At 68.6% G+C, this 16,467-nt stretch carries 13 protein-coding genes; 7 read left to right on the forward strand and 6 right to left on the reverse strand.

The features are described from left to right. Positions 1 to 76 precede the first annotated feature (76 nt). Positions 77 to 634 (forward strand): dihydrofolate reductase family protein, encoded by a 558-nt coding sequence (locus AC1DG4_RS12030; protein WP_477378468.1) that lies wholly within the window; start codon positions 77 to 79, stop codon positions 632 to 634. A gap of 76 nt (positions 635 to 710) precedes the next feature. After that, positions 711 to 914, forward strand: coding sequence for a DUF7489 domain-containing protein (locus AC1DG4_RS12035; RefSeq protein WP_477378470.1), 204 nt, complete (start codon positions 711 to 713; stop codon positions 912 to 914). A 191-nt stretch (positions 915 to 1,105) separates the two neighbouring features. On the opposite strand, the gene AC1DG4_RS12040 is transcribed toward AC1DG4_RS12035, so the two are convergent. The 4 genes from AC1DG4_RS12040 to AC1DG4_RS12055 form a co-directional block, all read right to left on the reverse strand. After that, positions 1,106 to 1,552, reverse strand: coding sequence for an SHOCT domain-containing protein (locus AC1DG4_RS12040; protein ID WP_477378472.1), 447 nt, complete (start codon positions 1,550 to 1,552; stop codon positions 1,106 to 1,108). A gap of 2 nt (positions 1,553 to 1,554) precedes the next feature. Beyond that, positions 1,555 to 2,001: a universal stress protein gene (locus AC1DG4_RS12045; RefSeq protein WP_477378474.1), complete on the reverse strand. Its 447-nt coding sequence runs from the start codon at positions 1,999 to 2,001 to the stop codon at positions 1,555 to 1,557. Between the two features lie 89 nt (positions 2,002 to 2,090). Beyond that, a complete protein-coding gene (locus AC1DG4_RS12050; RefSeq protein ID WP_477378476.1) occupies positions 2,091 to 4,637 on the reverse strand; it encodes a zinc-binding dehydrogenase in 2,547 nt (848 codons plus the stop codon). 83 nt (positions 4,638 to 4,720) lie between these two features. Beyond that, positions 4,721 to 6,376, reverse strand: coding sequence for a sensor histidine kinase (locus tag AC1DG4_RS12055; protein ID WP_477378478.1), 1,656 nt, complete (start codon positions 6,374 to 6,376; stop codon positions 4,721 to 4,723). A 107-nt stretch (positions 6,377 to 6,483) separates the two neighbouring features. Between AC1DG4_RS12055 and AC1DG4_RS12060 the strand changes: the two genes are divergently transcribed. After that, the gene (locus tag AC1DG4_RS12060) at positions 6,484 to 7,125 is read left to right on the forward strand and encodes a response regulator (RefSeq protein WP_477421253.1); all 642 of its coding nucleotides are present in this window, start codon (positions 6,484 to 6,486) and stop codon (positions 7,123 to 7,125) included. 19 nt (positions 7,126 to 7,144) lie between these two features. On the opposite strand, the gene AC1DG4_RS12065 is transcribed toward AC1DG4_RS12060, so the two are convergent. Both AC1DG4_RS12065 and AC1DG4_RS12070 read right to left on the reverse strand, forming a co-directional pair. After that, the gene (locus tag AC1DG4_RS12065) at positions 7,145 to 7,585 is read right to left on the reverse strand and encodes a universal stress protein (protein WP_477378482.1); all 441 of its coding nucleotides are present in this window, start codon (positions 7,583 to 7,585) and stop codon (positions 7,145 to 7,147) included. 766 nt (positions 7,586 to 8,351) lie between these two features. Then, positions 8,352 to 8,792, reverse strand: coding sequence for a universal stress protein (locus AC1DG4_RS12070; protein WP_477378484.1), 441 nt, complete (start codon positions 8,790 to 8,792; stop codon positions 8,352 to 8,354). Positions 8,793 to 8,917: 125 nt separating this feature from the next. Here AC1DG4_RS12070 and AC1DG4_RS12075 point away from each other — a divergent pair, with 125 nt between their 5' ends. From AC1DG4_RS12075 to AC1DG4_RS12090, 4 genes are all read left to right on the forward strand, one after another. Continuing rightward, positions 8,918 to 10,846 carry a heavy metal translocating P-type ATPase gene (locus AC1DG4_RS12075; RefSeq protein ID WP_477378486.1) on the forward strand — a complete coding sequence of 643 codons (1,929 nt, stop codon included), beginning with the start codon at positions 8,918 to 8,920 and terminating at the stop codon, positions 10,844 to 10,846. Continuing rightward, the gene (locus AC1DG4_RS12080; protein ID WP_477420250.1) at positions 10,843 to 13,275 is read left to right on the forward strand and encodes a phosphoketolase family protein; all 2,433 of its coding nucleotides are present in this window, start codon (positions 10,843 to 10,845) and stop codon (positions 13,273 to 13,275) included. The genes AC1DG4_RS12075 and AC1DG4_RS12080 overlap by 4 nt, the downstream gene beginning before the upstream one ends. Next, positions 13,265 to 15,964, forward strand: a complete 2,700-nt coding sequence (gene mgtA, locus AC1DG4_RS12085) for a magnesium-translocating P-type ATPase (RefSeq protein ID WP_477378490.1) — start codon at positions 13,265 to 13,267, stop codon at positions 15,962 to 15,964. The genes AC1DG4_RS12080 and mgtA overlap by 11 nt, the downstream gene beginning before the upstream one ends. A gap of 66 nt (positions 15,965 to 16,030) precedes the next feature. After that, positions 16,031 to 16,444, forward strand: a complete 414-nt coding sequence (locus AC1DG4_RS12090; RefSeq protein WP_477378492.1) for a pyridoxamine 5'-phosphate oxidase family protein — start codon at positions 16,031 to 16,033, stop codon at positions 16,442 to 16,444. Positions 16,445 to 16,467 lie beyond the last annotated feature (23 nt).

Below are 16,467 nucleotides of genomic sequence, written 5' to 3' on the forward strand. Positions count from 1 at the left end.
CGACCCGTGCAGAATGCACGCCGCAACGGTGACGGCGGCACTGTCGCGGGTGCCCGCACGGGGACATCCTGGGGCTATGAGCATCAATGTGCAGGGCCAGCGGCAGATCGTGCTGTACGAGCTGATGTCGCTCGACGGATTCGCGGACGACCCGGGTGAGGGCGAGTGGTTCGGCGATGCCGACGGGCGTCTGGCCGACTTTCTCGGTGCGACCATCGCGACGCAGGATACCGTGCTGCTCGGCCGGACGACGTATGAGAAATGGGCCCCCTACTGGCCGACATCGACGATGCAGCCGTTCGCCGACTTCATCAACGGCGTCGACAAGCGGATCTTCACCTCATCGCCCCTCGCGCTCGAATGGGCGCGCTCGAGCCAGGTCCGCGACGCGCTGGTTCCCTATGCGACCGCGCTGAAAGCAGAGGCAGGATCCGACATCGGCGTCCACGGCAGCCTGTCGATCGCCCGCGCGCTGCTGGCCGCGGAGCTCGTCGATCAGCTGCGGCTGGTCGTGGCGCCGAGCCTCGCGGGTGGCGGAAAACCACTGCTCGACGGGACTGCGGGACTGCAGCGCTTCTCGCTCATCAGCGCCGAGCGATCGGGCGGCTGCCTCCTGCTGCATTACCGGCGCTGACACGCGGCGAAGCGGACCGAAGGGTGGTGCCGCCCGGGCACCGCGCTTCCGAGAATCAGAGAAATGGAGAGAGAACATGCACGATGACGATGTCTGGAGCGGCACGGTCACCGAGAAGTCGCGAAAGCTGCTGGACGGCTCCAACTTCTACCGGCAGGTCACCGTCGAGACGGACGACGGACGGGTGGAGAGGCTCCGCCTCGACCGAGCCCTGTGGAAAGAGCTGAAGGTCGGCGATCGCCTCGTCAAGGACGCGGGGCAAGAACCGCGCCTCCCTTGAGCATCCGCACCGGAGTCACCACCAGGAGATGTATCCCGTAGTGACGGGCGAGATCGCCGACTCCGGATTTCGAGCGGCGCGCCTTCTTCGTCACGGCGCCGACCGGAGGCGCGGCTGCGCCTGTGGCGCTTGAGGGGGCGCTGCGCGCGATGTTGCCGGGCGGGGCGGAGTGAGGCCGGCGCCGCGATGCACTACGGGTGTTCCGCCCACGTGTTCGCGGCCGAAGCGGGTGGTGGGAAGGAAAGTGCTCTCGCCTTGAGCACGTCGAACTCGCCGTCGGTGATCGTGCCGTCGTCGCGGAGCGCCTTGGCACGTGCGATCTCCTCGGACGGGGTGCTGGCGACCGGCATCCGGCGAAGGAAGTCGTCGGTGGTGCGCCACATCCGCTCGGCTTCGAGGTTTGTGCGCCTCTGCATTCCGGGGCCACGGGCGATCAGGTACGTGAGCAGGGCGAGCAGCGGGAGGAAGACGAGGGCGATCACCCACAGCGCCTTCGCGACGCCTCCGAGCGAGTGGTCGCGGAAAAGGTCCGCGACCACCGCGAAGAGCGCGAAGAGGTAGGCGGCGAAAGCCACGATGCCGAACATCAGCCATAGGACTGACCACGTGGCCCCGAGGTCGTCATAGCCGTACATCATGATCAGGCCTCGGCGTGAATCTCGCGAGGGCGGACCACCAGCACCGGTGCGTGCGCGTGCCGCACGCAGGCGGCGCTCACCGAGCCCAGCAGGAGTCCTGCGAACCCGCCGTGGCCCCGGTTGCCGAGCACGAGCATCTCGCACGTCCTGCTCATCTCGATCAGGGTGCGCGCTGGGGGGCCTCCGGCCACCGTCCGGACCAGGCGGTCCGGCGGATTCGTGCCGAACGCGCGGTCGATGGCCGTCGCCAAGGTGTCTGTCGCATCCTGCTCGGGAGTCCACTCCATCACGAGCCGCGCGCCCGAGAGCGAGGAGTAATACCAGGTGGTCACGGCTTCGAGCGGAGCGTCGATGGCATCCGCGATCCGGACGGCATAGCGGAGTGCGGCGATCGATGAATCGGAGCCGTCGACGCCGACGACGATGCGCTTGTTCTCGTTGTTCTCCATGAATCCAGGGTTCTCCGGGTAGCAAACCGGCGGCAGGACGAAAGTCACCCGGATCCGCGTCGCAGGGCGCGACCGGATCCGGTATCGGGTCAATCGGAGGTCTCGACGTCGAAGTCGAACACGAGCCGGGCCGGCACGGTGCCATCGAGCACCTCCTGCATCGACTCGGCGACCGAGGACAGATCCCTGGTCTGGGCGACGACCGTCGTGCGACCGAGCGCATGCAGCCGGAACACCTCGGCGAGGTCCTCTCGCGTCCCGACGATGGAACCGATGATCTCGATGCCGTTCAGCACCGTGTCGAAGATCGGGAACGTCAGGGTGCCGTCCTTGGGCAGCGAGACGAGCACGAGTCGGCCGCCGCGGGCGAGGGCCCGATAGGACTGATCGAACACTGCGGGCGCGACGGCGAGCACGATGCAGGCGTCCGCGCCGCCGAGCGCTTTTATCGCCTCGACCGGATCCGTCTTCGCGGCGTTGACGACGTGGTCTGCGCCGAGCATCGTGGCGAGTTTGAGCTTGTCATCGCTCACATCCACGGCGATGACCTCGGCCCCGACCAGGCGCGCGTACTGGATCGCCAGGTGCCCGAGGCCGCCGATCCCGAAGACGGCGACCCGCTCGGACGGCGTCACGTGGGCGGCCTTGACCGCGGCGTAGGTCGTCACGCCGGCGCAGGTCAGCGGAGCGGCGTCGAGCGAGGCGAGCGACTCCGGCACGGGGACGGCGAACCGCGCGTCGATCACCGCGTACTCGGCGTGCGCGCCGTTCACCGCATACCCGGTGTTCTTCTGCGCCAGACAGAGGTTCTCGCGGCCGCTCGCGCAGTAACGGCAGGATCCGCAGGCCGAGCCGAGCCAGGCCAACGCCACGCGCGTGCCGACAGCGGGTACGGAGACCCCCTCGCCGAGGCCGTCGACGCGGCCGATTCCCTCGTGTCCCGGGATGAACGGCAGCGCCGGCTTCACGGGCCAGTCGCCGCGCGCGGCGTGGATGTCGGTGTGGCACAGGCCGCTCGTCTCGATGCGCACGAGCACCTGTCCTGGACCCGGGACCGGGACGGGCACGTCCTGCACCGCGATGGGCTCGGTGAACGACGAGACCACGGCTGCGCGCATCGTCGCGGACGGAGTCTGGGAGTCCGTCGGCGCGGGCTCCGGAACCGCCGACACTCCCGCGATCGGGTTCGTCGGATCAGCCGCGGCGGCCGGGGCGGAGACTGCCGCAGACGGGCGAGAGTCGGGGGCCGCATCGTCGGAGGCCACATGCCGGAACGCGTCCAGTGCGACGGAGTCCCCCAGATGCGGCACCCGGACGCTCCAGTCGAGTTCACGACGAATCCGGCTGCGCAAGGCGTCGGAGGAGCCCGGCTCGCCATGCGTGAGGAACACTTGCGCGGGCGCCTGCGGAGCGGTGCGCATCCAGTCGAGGATCTGTCCGGCGTCGGCATGTGCGGAGAGCATTTCCAGCGAGTGGACCTCGGCGAGGATCGGCACATCCTGCCCGTAGATCCGCAGGGTGCGCTCACCGCGCTGCAGCGCATCCCCGCGCGTGCCGCCGGCCTGGAAGCCTGTCAGCACGATCGCATTGCGCGGATCCGGCCCGTAGGAGGCGAGGTGGTGCAGGATCCGTCCGCCCTCGAGCATGCCGCTCGCGGAGATGATGATCGCCGGACCTCCGCGGCTGTTGAGCGCCTTGGATTCCTCGACGCTGCGGACCAGCGTCGCGTCCTCGTACATGCGATGGAATTCGTCGGCGGGGATGCGGTGCTCCTCAGGATGCCGGGCGTACATCTCGGCACCGCTCACCGCCATGGGGCTGTTCAGGAACAGCGGCACGTCTGGGATTCTTCCGGCGGTGCGCAGACGGCTGAGGTGCAGCAGTAGTGTCTCTGCACGGCCGATCGCGAAGGCCGGCATCAGCACGACCCCACCGCGCCGGCATACCCGGTTGATGATGTCGGCGAGCGCCGTCTCTGGATCCTCGGCCGGGTGTGCGCGATCACCGTACGTTGACTCGGAGACGAGCACGTCCGTCGCTTCGAGGTCGCGGGGCGCACGCATCAGCGGGTCGTCGGCACGGCCAAGATCGCCGGTGAAGTGCACGCGGGTGCCGTCCACGTCGAGGCGCGCCTGCGCCGCACCCAGGATGTGTCCGGCGGGGACGAGCGAGACTTGGATGTCGCCGGTCTCGAAGGAGACGTCGAACGGGTGCGGCTCGAAGTGATCGAGCGCCGTCATCGCGTCGCGTTCGGTGTAGAGCGGCCGCGGGTGTGCGTGCTTCGAGCTGTGCCGGCGCTCCGCGAACGAGGCCTGCTCCTCCATCAGCCTCCCGCTATCCGGAAGGACGAGCGTGCTGAGCTCCGCCGTGCCGACGGTGCAGTGGATCGCGCCGCGGAAGCCGTCGCGCACGAGTGCCGGCAGGTAACCGGTGTGGTCGAGGTGAGCGTGCGTGACGACGATGGCGTCAATGCTCTTTGGGTCGATCGGGAACGGTGCCCAGTTTCGTTCGCGCAGCGTCTTGTAGCCCTGGAAGAGGCCGCAGTCGACGAGGATCCTGCTCTTCCCCGTCTCGATCAGGTAGCGGGATCCGGTGACGGTGTCGGTCGCCCCAAGGAAGGTCAGTGTCGCGCTCATGGAGATGACACAACACCCGCTGCGACGTGCGGAATGGGACTTTCGTCACGCGGGTCGGCACGCCGCCGAGCCGGTGGTCCTGCTTATTCCTGGAGGGGAACGCTCCAGTGGACGCGAGTGCCGCCCTCTGGCCGGCGCTCGATGACGTACTCGCCGGCGCGGGCGGCAGCACGGGCGGCAAGATTGGCGGTGCCACTCCGGGTCAGTTCCGCGGGCAGCCCGACGCCGTCATCCTCGATCGTTGCCGTCACCTCGGTCTCTGTGAGCCGGACGTCCACGAGCGCGATCGAGGCCCGCGCGTGTCGGGTGACGTTCGCGAGCGACTCGCGCACGACCGCGACGAGGTCATCGGCGAGATCGCCGGTGACGACGAGGTCCACCGGTCCGGTGAAGGAGATCCGCGGCCGCGGTGCATAGTCGGAGACGATCCCGAGCAGGCGGCGCCGAAGACCGCTGTTCGCGCCGTCGTGGGCGCGAAGGGCGAAGATCGCCGTGCGGATGTCGGAGATCGCTCCGTCGAGCTCCTCGATGTGGCGATCGAGGTCGGCGCCGATTGGAGTATGCACTGCCGCCAGCCCCTGCAAGCCGAGCGCCGTGGCGAACAGTCGCTGGATCACGTGGTCGTGCAGGTCGCGCGCAATGCGGCCGCGGTCCTCGATGATGTCGAGGATCTGGCGCTGCTCGCGGGCGCGAGCCAGTGAGATGGCGATTCCCGCCTGCGAAGCGAAGTCTGCGATCGTTTGCAGTTCCGTGCGCGTGAAGGTGCTTCCGCTGCGTGACACGCACAAGGCGCCTACGGCGTCCCCTGCAGTGATGAGTGGCACGGCCACTGTGAAGCCGAACGGGCGCAGCACGACATCGACCGGGTCGGGGAGACGGCCGACGACCGGCCGTTCTTCGGCGATGGCGACGGTGACGAGCGCGTCGGCCGCCGGGTAATGCGTGCCCTCCAGGGCCTTCGCTCCTGCCCCGCGCGCGACGTCGATGCGCAGCAGATCGTCTTCGTCCGGAGTGATGATCGTGACCAGATCCGTGGGGATGATCGAAGTCACCCGGTCCGCCACGATTCCCAGGACGTCCACGGAGTCGGGCGACAGCAGGGCAGCGGTGATCTCCGACAGTGCGGTGCCGAGACGCTCCCGTCGTCGCGTCTCCGCGAAGAGCCGAGCATTCTCGATCGCCACCCCCGCCGTGGTTGCGAGCGCTTCGATGATCTCCTGATCCTCGTCCGAGAAGGTCTGCTTGTCGGAGTCCGTCAGGTAGAGATTGCCGAAGGTCTGATCCCGCACCCGGATCGGCACCCCCAGGAAAGCATCCATGGGCGGATGATGATCCGGGAAGCCGACCGAGCGCGGATCGTCGGCGATGCGCGGGATCCGGATCGTCTCGCCGGCCTCGATCACGGCACCGAGCAGCCCGTGCCCTCGCGGAGGGGCACCGATCTCATCGACCACTTCGGGGGCGATTCCCTGATGGATGAAGCGCTCAAGGAGACCGTCCTCATCGATCACCCCGAGCGCGCCGTACCGGGCACCGACGAGCTCGATGGCCGCGCTGATGATGCGTCGCAGCACCGTGTCGAGGTCCAAGTCCTCGCTCACGGCACGGGTGGCGCCGAGCAGGCTGCGCAGACGCCCCTGCGCGGTGAGTACCTGCTGGGCGCGGGCCATCAGCTCCGCGATGGTTTTCTCGAGCTCCAGCCGAGGAACATCGGGGAATGTGAGCGGATCGTCGTCCATGGCGCCTCTGTCCCTGATACATGGCAGTCTATGGTCGGCGCGGGACCTTCGCCCCTGCGGGTCTCCATGCCTCTGGGGCATGATGAGCGGAACGGGAGGGAGTCCGGATGAGCACTGTGTTCATCGTCGACGATCACGAGATCGTCCGCCAGGGGCTTGCGGGGGTGATCAACGGCCAGTCCGATCTGACGGTGATCGGCGAGGCAGYCACCACCCATGATGCGCTGGCACGGATCGCCGCGACCCGACCCGACGTGGCCGTGCTCGATGTCAGGCTCCCGGACGGGAACGGCATCGATCTGTGCCGGCAGATTCGACAGGATCACCCCCAGGTGCAGTGTCTCATCCTCACGGCCTACGACGATGATGACGCGATGTTCGCCGCGGTCGTGGCCGGCGCAGCCGGATACCTGCTGAAGAGCGTCCGCGGCGCGGAGCTTGTCGGGGCGATCCGCGACGTCGGGGCGGGCAAAAGACTCCTGCATCCGGGCGCGGAGCGCAACGCTATGCAGCGGTTGCGCGACGCGCCCGGTGAGGACCCCCGTTTCGGCTCTCTGGGCCTGCGCGAGCGGCAGATCCTCGCGCTGATCTCCGATGGACTCACCAACCGGCAGATCGGCGAACGACTGGGACTGGCGGAGAAGACGGTCAAGAACTACGTCTCGGGACTGCTCAGCAAGCTCGGCCTGGATCACCGCACTCAGGCTGCGGTGTTCGAGATCGAGCGCGGCCGCCGCCGAGAGCCGTAGGCGACGATCGCGCTGCGGCTCAGCCCTCGTGCTTCTGGTGCCGCACGATGAGGACAGGGCAGTGCGCGTGCGTCGCGCAGGTTGAGCTGACCGATCCGAGCAGGAGACCGGCGAATCCGCCCCGACCGCGGCTGCCGATCACGAGCATCTCCGCACGGCGACTCTCATCGATCAGCACGGAGGGAGCCGGACCCGCGATGACGGCGGCGGCCAGATCCGCCGGCGGGGCGTCGCCGAACACGTCCTTGATCGCAGCGTCGAGAAGCACTGCCGTCTCCTTGTCGGGAGACCGATCAGGCGTCGGGTACAGGTCGATCAGGGCGGCGTAGTCCCACGTCATGACGACGCGGATCGGGAGCCCAAGGGCGCCTGACAACCTGGCCGCGTAACGAAGGGCGTCGAGCGAGGAATCGGAGCCGTCGACGCCGACGAGGATCGGGGCGTTCGCAGTGGTATTCATGTCCTCACCTTTCTCCGCGAGCGCCGCGGGGGACGGGACGAAAGTCACTTGCGGGCGCACGCCTGCAGGCGATTCTGGACTGATTCGGCGTCGGTGCCCCGCCTTCCCACGCCTTGCTCGCGAGATCGGGGCAGGTCTGGGAGAAGTTCTTCATCGCACCGGCGGCGAGGTGGAGGTCGCGGACGCCGACTCGGCGCCCGGTACCGTGCCGTCGAACGTCGAACGTCGAACGTCGAACGTCGAACGTCGAACGTCGATCTCCCGATCGTCGGCACACCCACTCATGCCTTCACCTTGCCCACGTCGGCCACACGCGGCGCGGCGAGAGAGCAGGGCGCGACGCGGATCCCTCTATGTGGGATCCGCGAATGGATCGCGGCCCTGCCATCGCCGAGCCGACATGTCGCCGTCGCCACCTTTGACACTCGCGTGATGGCGCCTCGGCTGCCGGGTTCCGCTGCGAAGAAGACAATGCGGCAACTGACCGCCCTCGGGTTCCGTCTGCTTGCGAGCCCTGAGACCTTCGGCGTGCGTGCACGGCTACGAAGGTCCGCTGTCCGACAGTGAGCGGGAGCGCGCCCGACGATGGGCGCTGGAGCTGGCCGGACGACTGCAGCACCGTTGAGCCCAGCACGCCCCCGAACTTCGCGAACGCGAGCGAGGGGCGCCGACGGAGGACGCGGACCGTGCAGAAACCCTCGGGGGTGTCGTCTCCGATATCGAGTCCGCCCGGCATGCCGCCGTATGCGCCGCGGCAACCTGTTCCTCACTCCTCGTGGGGCTCGTGCCGCACGACGAGAACAGGGCAGTGTGCATGCGTTGCACAGGTCGCGCTCACCGAACCGAGGAGCAGGCCGGTGAAGCCTCCTCGTCCGCGGCTGCCGAGCACGAGCATCTCGGCGCCATGGCTCTCCTTGATCAGCACGGGCGCGGCGGGGCCCGCCACGACCGCGGCCGAGAAAGCGGCCGGCGGATCTCCGGCGAACACGTCCTTGATTGCGGCGTCCAGGAGATCCGCCGCATCCTCGTCCGGTTTCCAGCCCACGCTCGGATAGAGGTCGACGAGGGCAGGGAAGTCCCACGTGGTGATCGCTCGCAGGGGCGCCCCGAGCGCGGCCGCGATCTTCGCGGCGTAACGGAGAGCGTCGAGCGAAGCGGCGGAGCCGTCGACGCCGACGAGGATCGGAGCATTCGCAGTGGTGTTCATGCCCTCACCCTTCTCCGTGTCCGATGCGGCACGCAGGACGAAAGTCACTTGCGGGGGCGACAACTGGGCGGAAGGGTGGAGGCACAGACGGCTCACGAGCCACCGGAGAGGGAGAGCTCGACGACATGGCAGTGCTGAAGACGGTGAGACGGCAGCCCGCGATCCCGATCGCCCTCGTCACCCTCATCGTGATTCTCGTGCTCGATGCGACCTCTCAGCACGTCATCGCGCGATGGCTCGCGTCGATCGTGGTCGGCGCCTTCGTGGTCTGGACCCTCATCCAGATGATCCGCGAGATGCTGCGCGGCCGGTTCGGGCTGGATGTCCTCGCGATCGTCGCGATGGTGGCGACGCTCGCAGTCGGCGAGTACGTCGCCTCCCTGATCATCGTGCTGATGCTGTCCGGGGGAGAGGCTCTCGAGGACTTCGCGGCACGCCGGGCCAAGCGCGAGCTGACCGCGCTGCTGGAGCGCTCGCCGCAGACTGCGCACGTCGTCACGACCGAGGGAGAGGGGGACGGCGAGCTCGTCCGGGATGTGCCCGTCGACGCGGTCGGAATCGGCGACGTCCTGCTGATCCGTCCCTCTGAGATCGTGCCCGTGGACTGCGAGCTGCTGACCGAGGAGGTCTCCTTCGACGAGTCCTCGCTCACGGGCGAGAGCCTGCCGGTGACACGCAGTGCCGGCGAGACGGTGCTCTCCGGCGCCGTCAACGGCACCCACATCGCGCGGGCGAGGGCGGTGCGACGCAGTGCCGATAGCCAGTACCAGCAGATCCTCGCGCTCGTACGGCAGGCGCAGGACTCGCGCGCGCCCGTCGTGCGGCTGGCCGACCGGTTCGCGATTCCGTTCACGGTGGTGTCGCTGCTGCTCGGCGGCCTCGCCTGGGCGCTCTCCGGCGAGGCCGTGAGGTTCGCCGAGGTGCTGGTGCTGGCGACGCCGTGCCCACTTCTGATCGCCGCGCCCGTCGCGTTCCTCGGCGGCCTGTCGCGGTCGGCGAAGGACGGGATCGTGCTCAAGGGCGGCGCGGTCATCGAAACGCTCTCCCGGGTGCGCTCGGCAGCGTTCGACAAGACCGGCACGCTCACCCGCGGCAAGCCGGCTCTCGTGGATGTCCGGCCCGCGGCCGGGTTCACGGCGGAGGAGGTGCTGGGCCATGCCGCCTCGGCGGAGCAGTATTCCTCGCACGCCCTCGCGGCCGGGATCCGTGCGGCGGCCCGCGAGCGCGGTCTCTCGCCGGAGACGGCCGAGGATGCGAGCGAGGTCGCGACCAACGGCGTGATGGCGCGCATCGGAGGGCGCACGGTGGTCGTGGGCAAGCCCGCGTACATCGCCTCGCTCGTGCCGGAGTTCGCGCGCACCGACCTCGCTGCGGGGCAGGCCGCGGCCTACGTCGCGATCGACGGGCGTTACGCCGGAGCCTTGGTGCTGGCCGACGCGCCGCGCCCCGAGTCGCCGGGCGTCGTGGCCTGGCTCCACGATCACGGTGTGGAGCAGATCGTGATGCTGACCGGCGACACGGCGGCGACGGCGGATCCGATCGCGGAGACGGTCGGCATCACCCAGGTGCACGCCGAGCTCCTGCCCGACGACAAGGTGCGCCTCGCTCGCGACCTGCAGCCGCGCCCTCTCATGATGATCGGTGACGGCGTGAACGACGCCCCGGTGCTCGCCGCGTCCGATGTGGGGATCGCGATGGGCGCGAAGGGCGCGACCGCCGCGGGCGAGGCCGCCGACGCCGTCATCCTCGTGGACTCCCTGGCGAAGGTCGTGCACGCGGTCCAGATCGGTCGGCACACCGTGCGGGTCGCGCTGACCGCGATCTGGATCGGGATCGCGCTGAGCATCGCGCTCATGATCGTCGCCATGACCGGCGTGATCCCCGCCGTCGCGGGTGCCCTGGTGCAGGAGCTCGTGGATCTCGCCACGATCCTGTACGCGCTGCGGGCGCTGCGCGGCCCGCTGACTCCGGAGCGCGCCATCGCTTCGCAGGCTCCGATCGAGGGACCAATGGCCCGGAACGACGACAGTGAGAGGACGAGGCTGCAACCATGATCGAGACGCACCCGACGGAGCACCCCTCGACGCCGGAGGGCGGCGTCCCCGACTCGGATCTTGCCAGCATCGACGCCTGGTGGCGCGCGGCGAACTACCTCAGCGTCGGCCAGATCTACCTGCAGAACGACCCGCTGCTGCGCCGACCGCTCACAGCGGAGGATGTGAAGCCGCGACTGCTCGGTCACTGGGGCACGACCCCGGGGCTGAACTTCCTGTACGCGCATCTCAACCGGGTCATCCGAGACCGCGAGCTGAGCTCGATCTTCGTCACCGGCCCGGGCCACGGCGGTCCGGGAATGGTCGCGAACACCTACCTGGACGGCACGTACTCCGAGGTCTACCCGCGCATCTCCCGGGACGAGAACGGAGTGCGCGCGCTGTTTCGTCAGTTCTCCTTCCCCGGCGGGATCCCGAGCCACGTCGCTCCGGAGACGCCGGGGTCCATCCACGAAGGCGGCGAGCTGGGCTACTCGCTCAGCCACGCGTTCGGCGCGGCCTTCGACAATCCCGACCTGGTGGTGACCTGCGTCGTGGGCGACGGCGAGGCGGAGACCGGACCCGCGGCGACGGGCTGGCACTCGAACAAGTTCCTCGATCCCGTGCAGGACGGCACGGTCCTGCCGATCCTGCATCTGAACGGCTACAAGATCGCGAACCCGACCGTCCTCGCACGCATCCCGGAGAGACGACTGGTCGAACTGTTCCGGGGCTACGGGTACGCACCGTACGTGTTCACGGGCGGGTTCGACGATGAGGATCCGATCAGCGTCCACCGTCGTTTCTCCGCCCTGCTCGAGGAGGTGTTCGACGAGATCGCCCGCATCCGCACGGAGGCGCGAGCGGGCCGGTATCGCTCGGATGACCCGGTGATGGCGACGCCGGAGTGGCCGATGATCATCCTTCGCACGCCCAAGGGCTGGACCGGGCCGCACGAGGTCGACGGCGTGCTCGTGGAAGGGACCTATCGCGCTCATCAGGTGCCGCTCGCGAGCGCCAGGGACACCCCGGAGCACCTCAGGATCCTCGAGGACTGGATGCGCCGATACCGTCCTGAGGAGCTCTTCGACGAGGACGGCGCACCGGTCGCGCTCATCACACGGCTCGCCCCGGACGGCGAGCATCGGATGAGCGCCAACCCGGTCGCGAACGGTGGCCTTCTCCGTGCACCGTTGTCGCTGCCGGACTTCCGGGAGTTCGCCGTGGACGTCCCCTCGCCCGGGTCCACGAGCGCCGAAGCGACCAGAGTGCTCGGCACGTGGCTCGCGGAGGCCATCCGGCGCAACCCCTCCACGTTCCGGATCTTCGGTCCCGACGAAACCGCCTCCAACCGTCTCGCTCCGGCGGTATACGAGGCCACGCAGAAGCAGTGGGTCGCGCAGATCCTGCCGACGGACGACCACCTCGCCCGCGTCGGACGGGTCATGGAGATGCTCAGTGAGCATCAGTGCGAGGGCTGGCTCGAAGGGTATCTGCTCACCGGGCGGCACGGTCTGTTCACCTGCTACGAGGCGTTCATCCACATCGTCGACTCGATGTTCAACCAGCACGCGAAGTGGCTCAAGGTGGCGCGCGAGATCCCTTGGCGGCGTCCGATATCCAGCCTGAACTACCTGCTCACGAGCCACGTCTGGCGGCAGGATCACAACGGGTTCAGCCATCAGGATCCGGGATTCATCGATCACGTCGTGAACAAGAGCGCCGAGGTGGTGCGGGTCTACCTCCCGTTCGACGCCAACACGCTGCTGTCCACCTACGATCATTGCCTGCGCTCGGTGGACTATGTCAACGTCGTCGTCGCGGGGAAGCAGCCCGCCGCGAACTGGCTCACGATGGAGGAGGCCGTGCATCACTGCACGCGCGGCCTCGGGATCCTGGAATGGGCGGGTACCGAGGTCACGGGGCAGGATCCGGATGTCGTGCTGGCGGCCGCCGGCGACGTTCCGTCGCTCGAGGTGCTCGCCGCAGCCCAGATTCTGCGCGACGCGCTGCCGGAGCTGCGGGTGCGCGTGGTCAACGTCGTGGACCTGATGCGTCTGCAGTCGGAGAGCGAGCATCCGCACGGGCTGTCCGACCGGGAGTTCGATGCGATCTTCACCGTCGACCGGCCGGTGATCTTCGCGTATCACGGTTATCCCTGGCTCATCCATCGGTTGGCCTACAAGCGGCACGGACACGACAACCTCCATGTGCGCGGCTACAAGGAGAACGGCACGACCACGACGCCGTTCGACATGGTCATGCTCAACGACCTCGATCGCTACCAGCTGGCGATCGACGCGATCGACCGCGTGCCGGGGCTCGCTCAGCGCTCCGCGTCACTGCGGCAGGACTTGCAGGACGCGCGGCTGCGCGCCCGCGCCTACACTCGCGAGCACGGTGAGGACATCCCCGAAGTGGCCGAGTGGAGCTGGAGTCGTGTCCGCTGAGCAGGCCCCGGACGCGACGACGAGAACCGCAGGCGGGGGCGGCAATTCCCTGCAACCGGCTCCGGCCGGATCCTCGACCTTGCAGAGTGCGGTGCGCCGGTGCGCGGCTGAGGATCCCGCTCAGGTGCTCACCGAGTTCCGATCGGTCGAGCACGGGCTGAGCACGGCGGACGCCCTGGAGCGGCTCGCGCGGCAGGGGCCGAATGCGATCCGCAGCCGAGGGGCCCGTCCCTGGCGCGTGCTGGGCAGGCAGCTTCGGAGCCCGATCGTGCTGATGCTGTTCGGGACGGCGATCGTCGCAGGTTTCCTCGGTGACATCACGGACGCCGTGGTGATCGGCATGATCCTGCTGCTCAGCGTCGGCCTCGGCTTCGTCAACGAGTTCCGTGCCGAACGCGCGGCGGATGCGATGCACGACCGGCTGCGGCACACGGCCGTCGTGCGCCGGTCCGGTGCGGCTCAGCGGGTGGATGTCACCGAGCTCGTGGTCGGTGATGTGGTGGTGCTCTCCGTGGGAACCGTCGTGCCCGCAGATCTGCGTCTGCTGCATGCCGAGGGGCTCGAGTGCGATGAGAGCATCCTCACCGGCGAAGCGATGGCTGCCGTCAAGAGAGTGGCTTCGGTGCCTCAGGGCACCGGCGTCGGGGATCTGACCTGTTGCGCGCTGATGGGGACGGTCGTGCATGCGGGTTCCGGGACCGGAGTGGTCGTGGCGACAGGACCTGGCGCCGAGTTCGGGCGGATCGCCGCGGGGCTCGCTGCGCGGGAGCCGCAGACCGAGTTCCAGCGCGGTCTCGGACGCTTCTCGACGTTCCTGCTGCTCGTGGCGATCTTTCTCACTGCGACGATCTTCGTCATTGCGGTGGCGCTCGGCCGGCCGCTGATCCAGTCGCTGCTGTTCTCGTTGGCGATCGCGGTCGGAATCACTCCGCAGCTCTTGCCGGCGGTCGTCAGCACGAGTCTCGCGGCGGGATCGCGCGCGATGGCGCGACGCCGCGTGCTCGTCAAGCGCATGGTGTGCATCGAGGATCTCGGCGATCTCGACCTGCTCGTCACGGACAAGACCGGGACATTGACCACCGGGGAGATCTCCTTCGAACGCGCGGTCCCGGTCGACGGCGATGCCGCGACCCCGCTGGTCGAATGGGGCTTGCTCGCCTCCGAGGCTGATCTGAGCTCGCTCTCCGTCGTGGGGCTGAACGCCCTGGACGCGGCGCTCTTGGTGGGGCTGGCCGGCGGCGCGGCGCTCGGCGGGTGGCACCGTCTCGATGCGATCCCCTTCGACCACGAACACCGCACGATGACTGTGCTCGTCCAGCGCGACGAACAGAACCCGATGGTGATCATGAAGGGCGCGGCCGAATCGATCCTGCCGCACTGCGCGGCGGTGCCGACGACCGCGACCGCCGCGTTGGACGCGCTGTATCGCGAGGGGCTCCGAGTGGTCGCCGTCGCCCACGGCGCCGTCCCGGGGGCCGTCGCCCTCACCCCAGGTCTCGATGAGGGCCTCATCCTGGGCGGTTTCCTCGTGTTCTCCGATGCGGTCAAGCCGGGCGCCCGCGCATCCTTGCAGAGGCTCGCGGATCTCGGCGTCTCGGTCAAAGTCTGCACAGGCGACAGCGCGGTGGTCGCAGCCCGCACCGGGGGCGACTTGGGGATGGACGTGACCGCGGTGCTGACCGGGGAGGAGGTCGACGCCCTGGATGACGCGATGCTCATCGATGCGGCCGAGCGGACCACGATCTTCGCCCGGGTCTCGCCCGAGCAGAAGGCTCGGATCATCAGGGCGTTGCGGCATCGCGGCCGAGCGGTGGGATTCCTCGGCGACGGCGTGAACGACGCTCTCGCGCTGCACGGCGCCGACATCGGGATCTCGGTGGATTCCGCCGTCGACATCGCCAAGGATGCCGCGGACGTGCTGCTCCTCGACAAGGATCTCGACGTGCTGGCCGACGGCGTCACGGAAGGGCGGCGTATCTTCGCCAACACGATCAAATACGTGATGATGGGCACGTCCAGCAACTTCGGCAACATGTTCAGCGCATCCGCCGCTTCGATCTTCCTGCCCTTCCTGCCGATGCTCCCCGGGCAGATCCTCCTGAACAACCTCCTCTACGACACCAGCCAACTCGTCATCCCCGCCGACCGGGTGGATCCCGAGCAGTTGCGGGCGCCCTCGCACTGGGACATCGGCGCGGTCCGCCGGTTCATGCTGCTGTTCGGGCCGATCTCGTCTCTCTTCGACTTCGCGACCTTCGGGCTGATGCTGTTCGTCTTCCACGCGGGCGCGCCCGAGTTCCGCTCCGGCTGGTTCATCGAATCGATAGCGACCCAGACCCTCATCGTGTTCGCGATCCGTACCCGCAGGGTCCCGTTCGTGCGGAGCCGTCCGGCTCCGGTGCTGGCCATCACCGTGTTCGCCGCGATCGCCGTCGGAGCATGGCTGCCGTATTCGCCGGCGAACGGGCTGCTGGGCTTCACACCGTTGCCGGCGCCCTTCTTCCTCGCGCTCGTCGCGATGCTGATCGTCTATCTGGTGCTCGTCGAACTCGCCAAGCTCTGGTACTTCCGGCGGATGAGCGCGCGACCCTCGGTCGTCGTGCCACCGCGTCCCCGTGTGCGGCGCGTATTGCGGCGCGCCGCACGCTTCACCGCGCCCTCCGGCGGTCCGAGGCGTGCTCACGGCTGATCGTGCCGCCTGCCCGACGGGACTTTGGACCCTGACCGAGGCAGCGGAGCCCGGCAGCATAGGGCCATGGACACCGAAGAGGGCAGGGAGCCGACGCGGTCTCTCACCGAAAGCGAGTGCTGGGAACGGATCCACGCGGCCCCGTACGGGCGCATCGCCGTCGCGGCGGCGGAGGAGATCGACGTCTTCCCTATCAACCATGCCGTGCTCGACGGGATGATCGTCTTCCGTACGTCTGCGGGCACGAAGCTGCTCGAGCTGACGATACGGCAGCGAGTCGTGTTCGAGATCGACGGGACCGACGGAGCTGAAGCCTTCAGCGTCATGGTGAAGGGCGTCGCCGAGGAGTTCGACCGGGACGCGGACACGCTCGACGCCGAGAAGACCGGGGTCATGCCGTGGGCGCCGGAGCCGAAGGACAGGTGGGTGCGCATCCACCCGACGTCCGTGTCAGGGCGCATCTTCCGCCGGCGGGCGTAGCGCCACCGGCACGGCGACGCTCC

Source organism: Microbacterium sp. 05N427 (assembly GCF_056397105.1).

Excerpts from the sequence above, each read along its gene's own strand:
- AC1DG4_RS12055 (WP_477378478.1), bottom strand. The coding sequence starts at position 6,376 with ATGGACGACGATCCGCTCACATTCCCCGATGTTCCTCGGCTGGAGCTC.
- AC1DG4_RS12035 (WP_477378470.1), top strand. The coding sequence starts at position 711 with ATGCACGATGACGATGTCTGGAGCGGCACGGTCACCGAGAAGTCGCGA.
- AC1DG4_RS12065 (WP_477378482.1), bottom strand. The coding sequence starts at position 7,585 with ATGAATACCACTGCGAACGCCCCGATCCTCGTCGGCGTCGACGGCTCC.
- AC1DG4_RS12080 (WP_477420250.1), top strand. The coding sequence starts at position 10,843 with ATGATCGAGACGCACCCGACGGAGCACCCCTCGACGCCGGAGGGCGGC.
- AC1DG4_RS12045 (WP_477378474.1), bottom strand. The coding sequence starts at position 2,001 with ATGGAGAACAACGAGAACAAGCGCATCGTCGTCGGCGTCGACGGCTCC.
- AC1DG4_RS12090 (WP_477378492.1), top strand. The coding sequence starts at position 16,031 with ATGGACACCGAAGAGGGCAGGGAGCCGACGCGGTCTCTCACCGAAAGC.
- AC1DG4_RS12075 (WP_477378486.1), top strand. The coding sequence starts at position 8,918 with ATGGCAGTGCTGAAGACGGTGAGACGGCAGCCCGCGATCCCGATCGCC.
- AC1DG4_RS12050 (WP_477378476.1), bottom strand. The coding sequence starts at position 4,637 with ATGAGCGCGACACTGACCTTCCTTGGGGCGACCGACACCGTCACCGGA.
- AC1DG4_RS12030 (WP_477378468.1), top strand. The coding sequence starts at position 77 with ATGAGCATCAATGTGCAGGGCCAGCGGCAGATCGTGCTGTACGAGCTG.
- AC1DG4_RS12070 (WP_477378484.1), bottom strand. The coding sequence starts at position 8,792 with ATGAACACCACTGCGAATGCTCCGATCCTCGTCGGCGTCGACGGCTCC.
- AC1DG4_RS12040 (WP_477378472.1), bottom strand. The coding sequence starts at position 1,552 with ATGATGTACGGCTATGACGACCTCGGGGCCACGTGGTCAGTCCTATGG.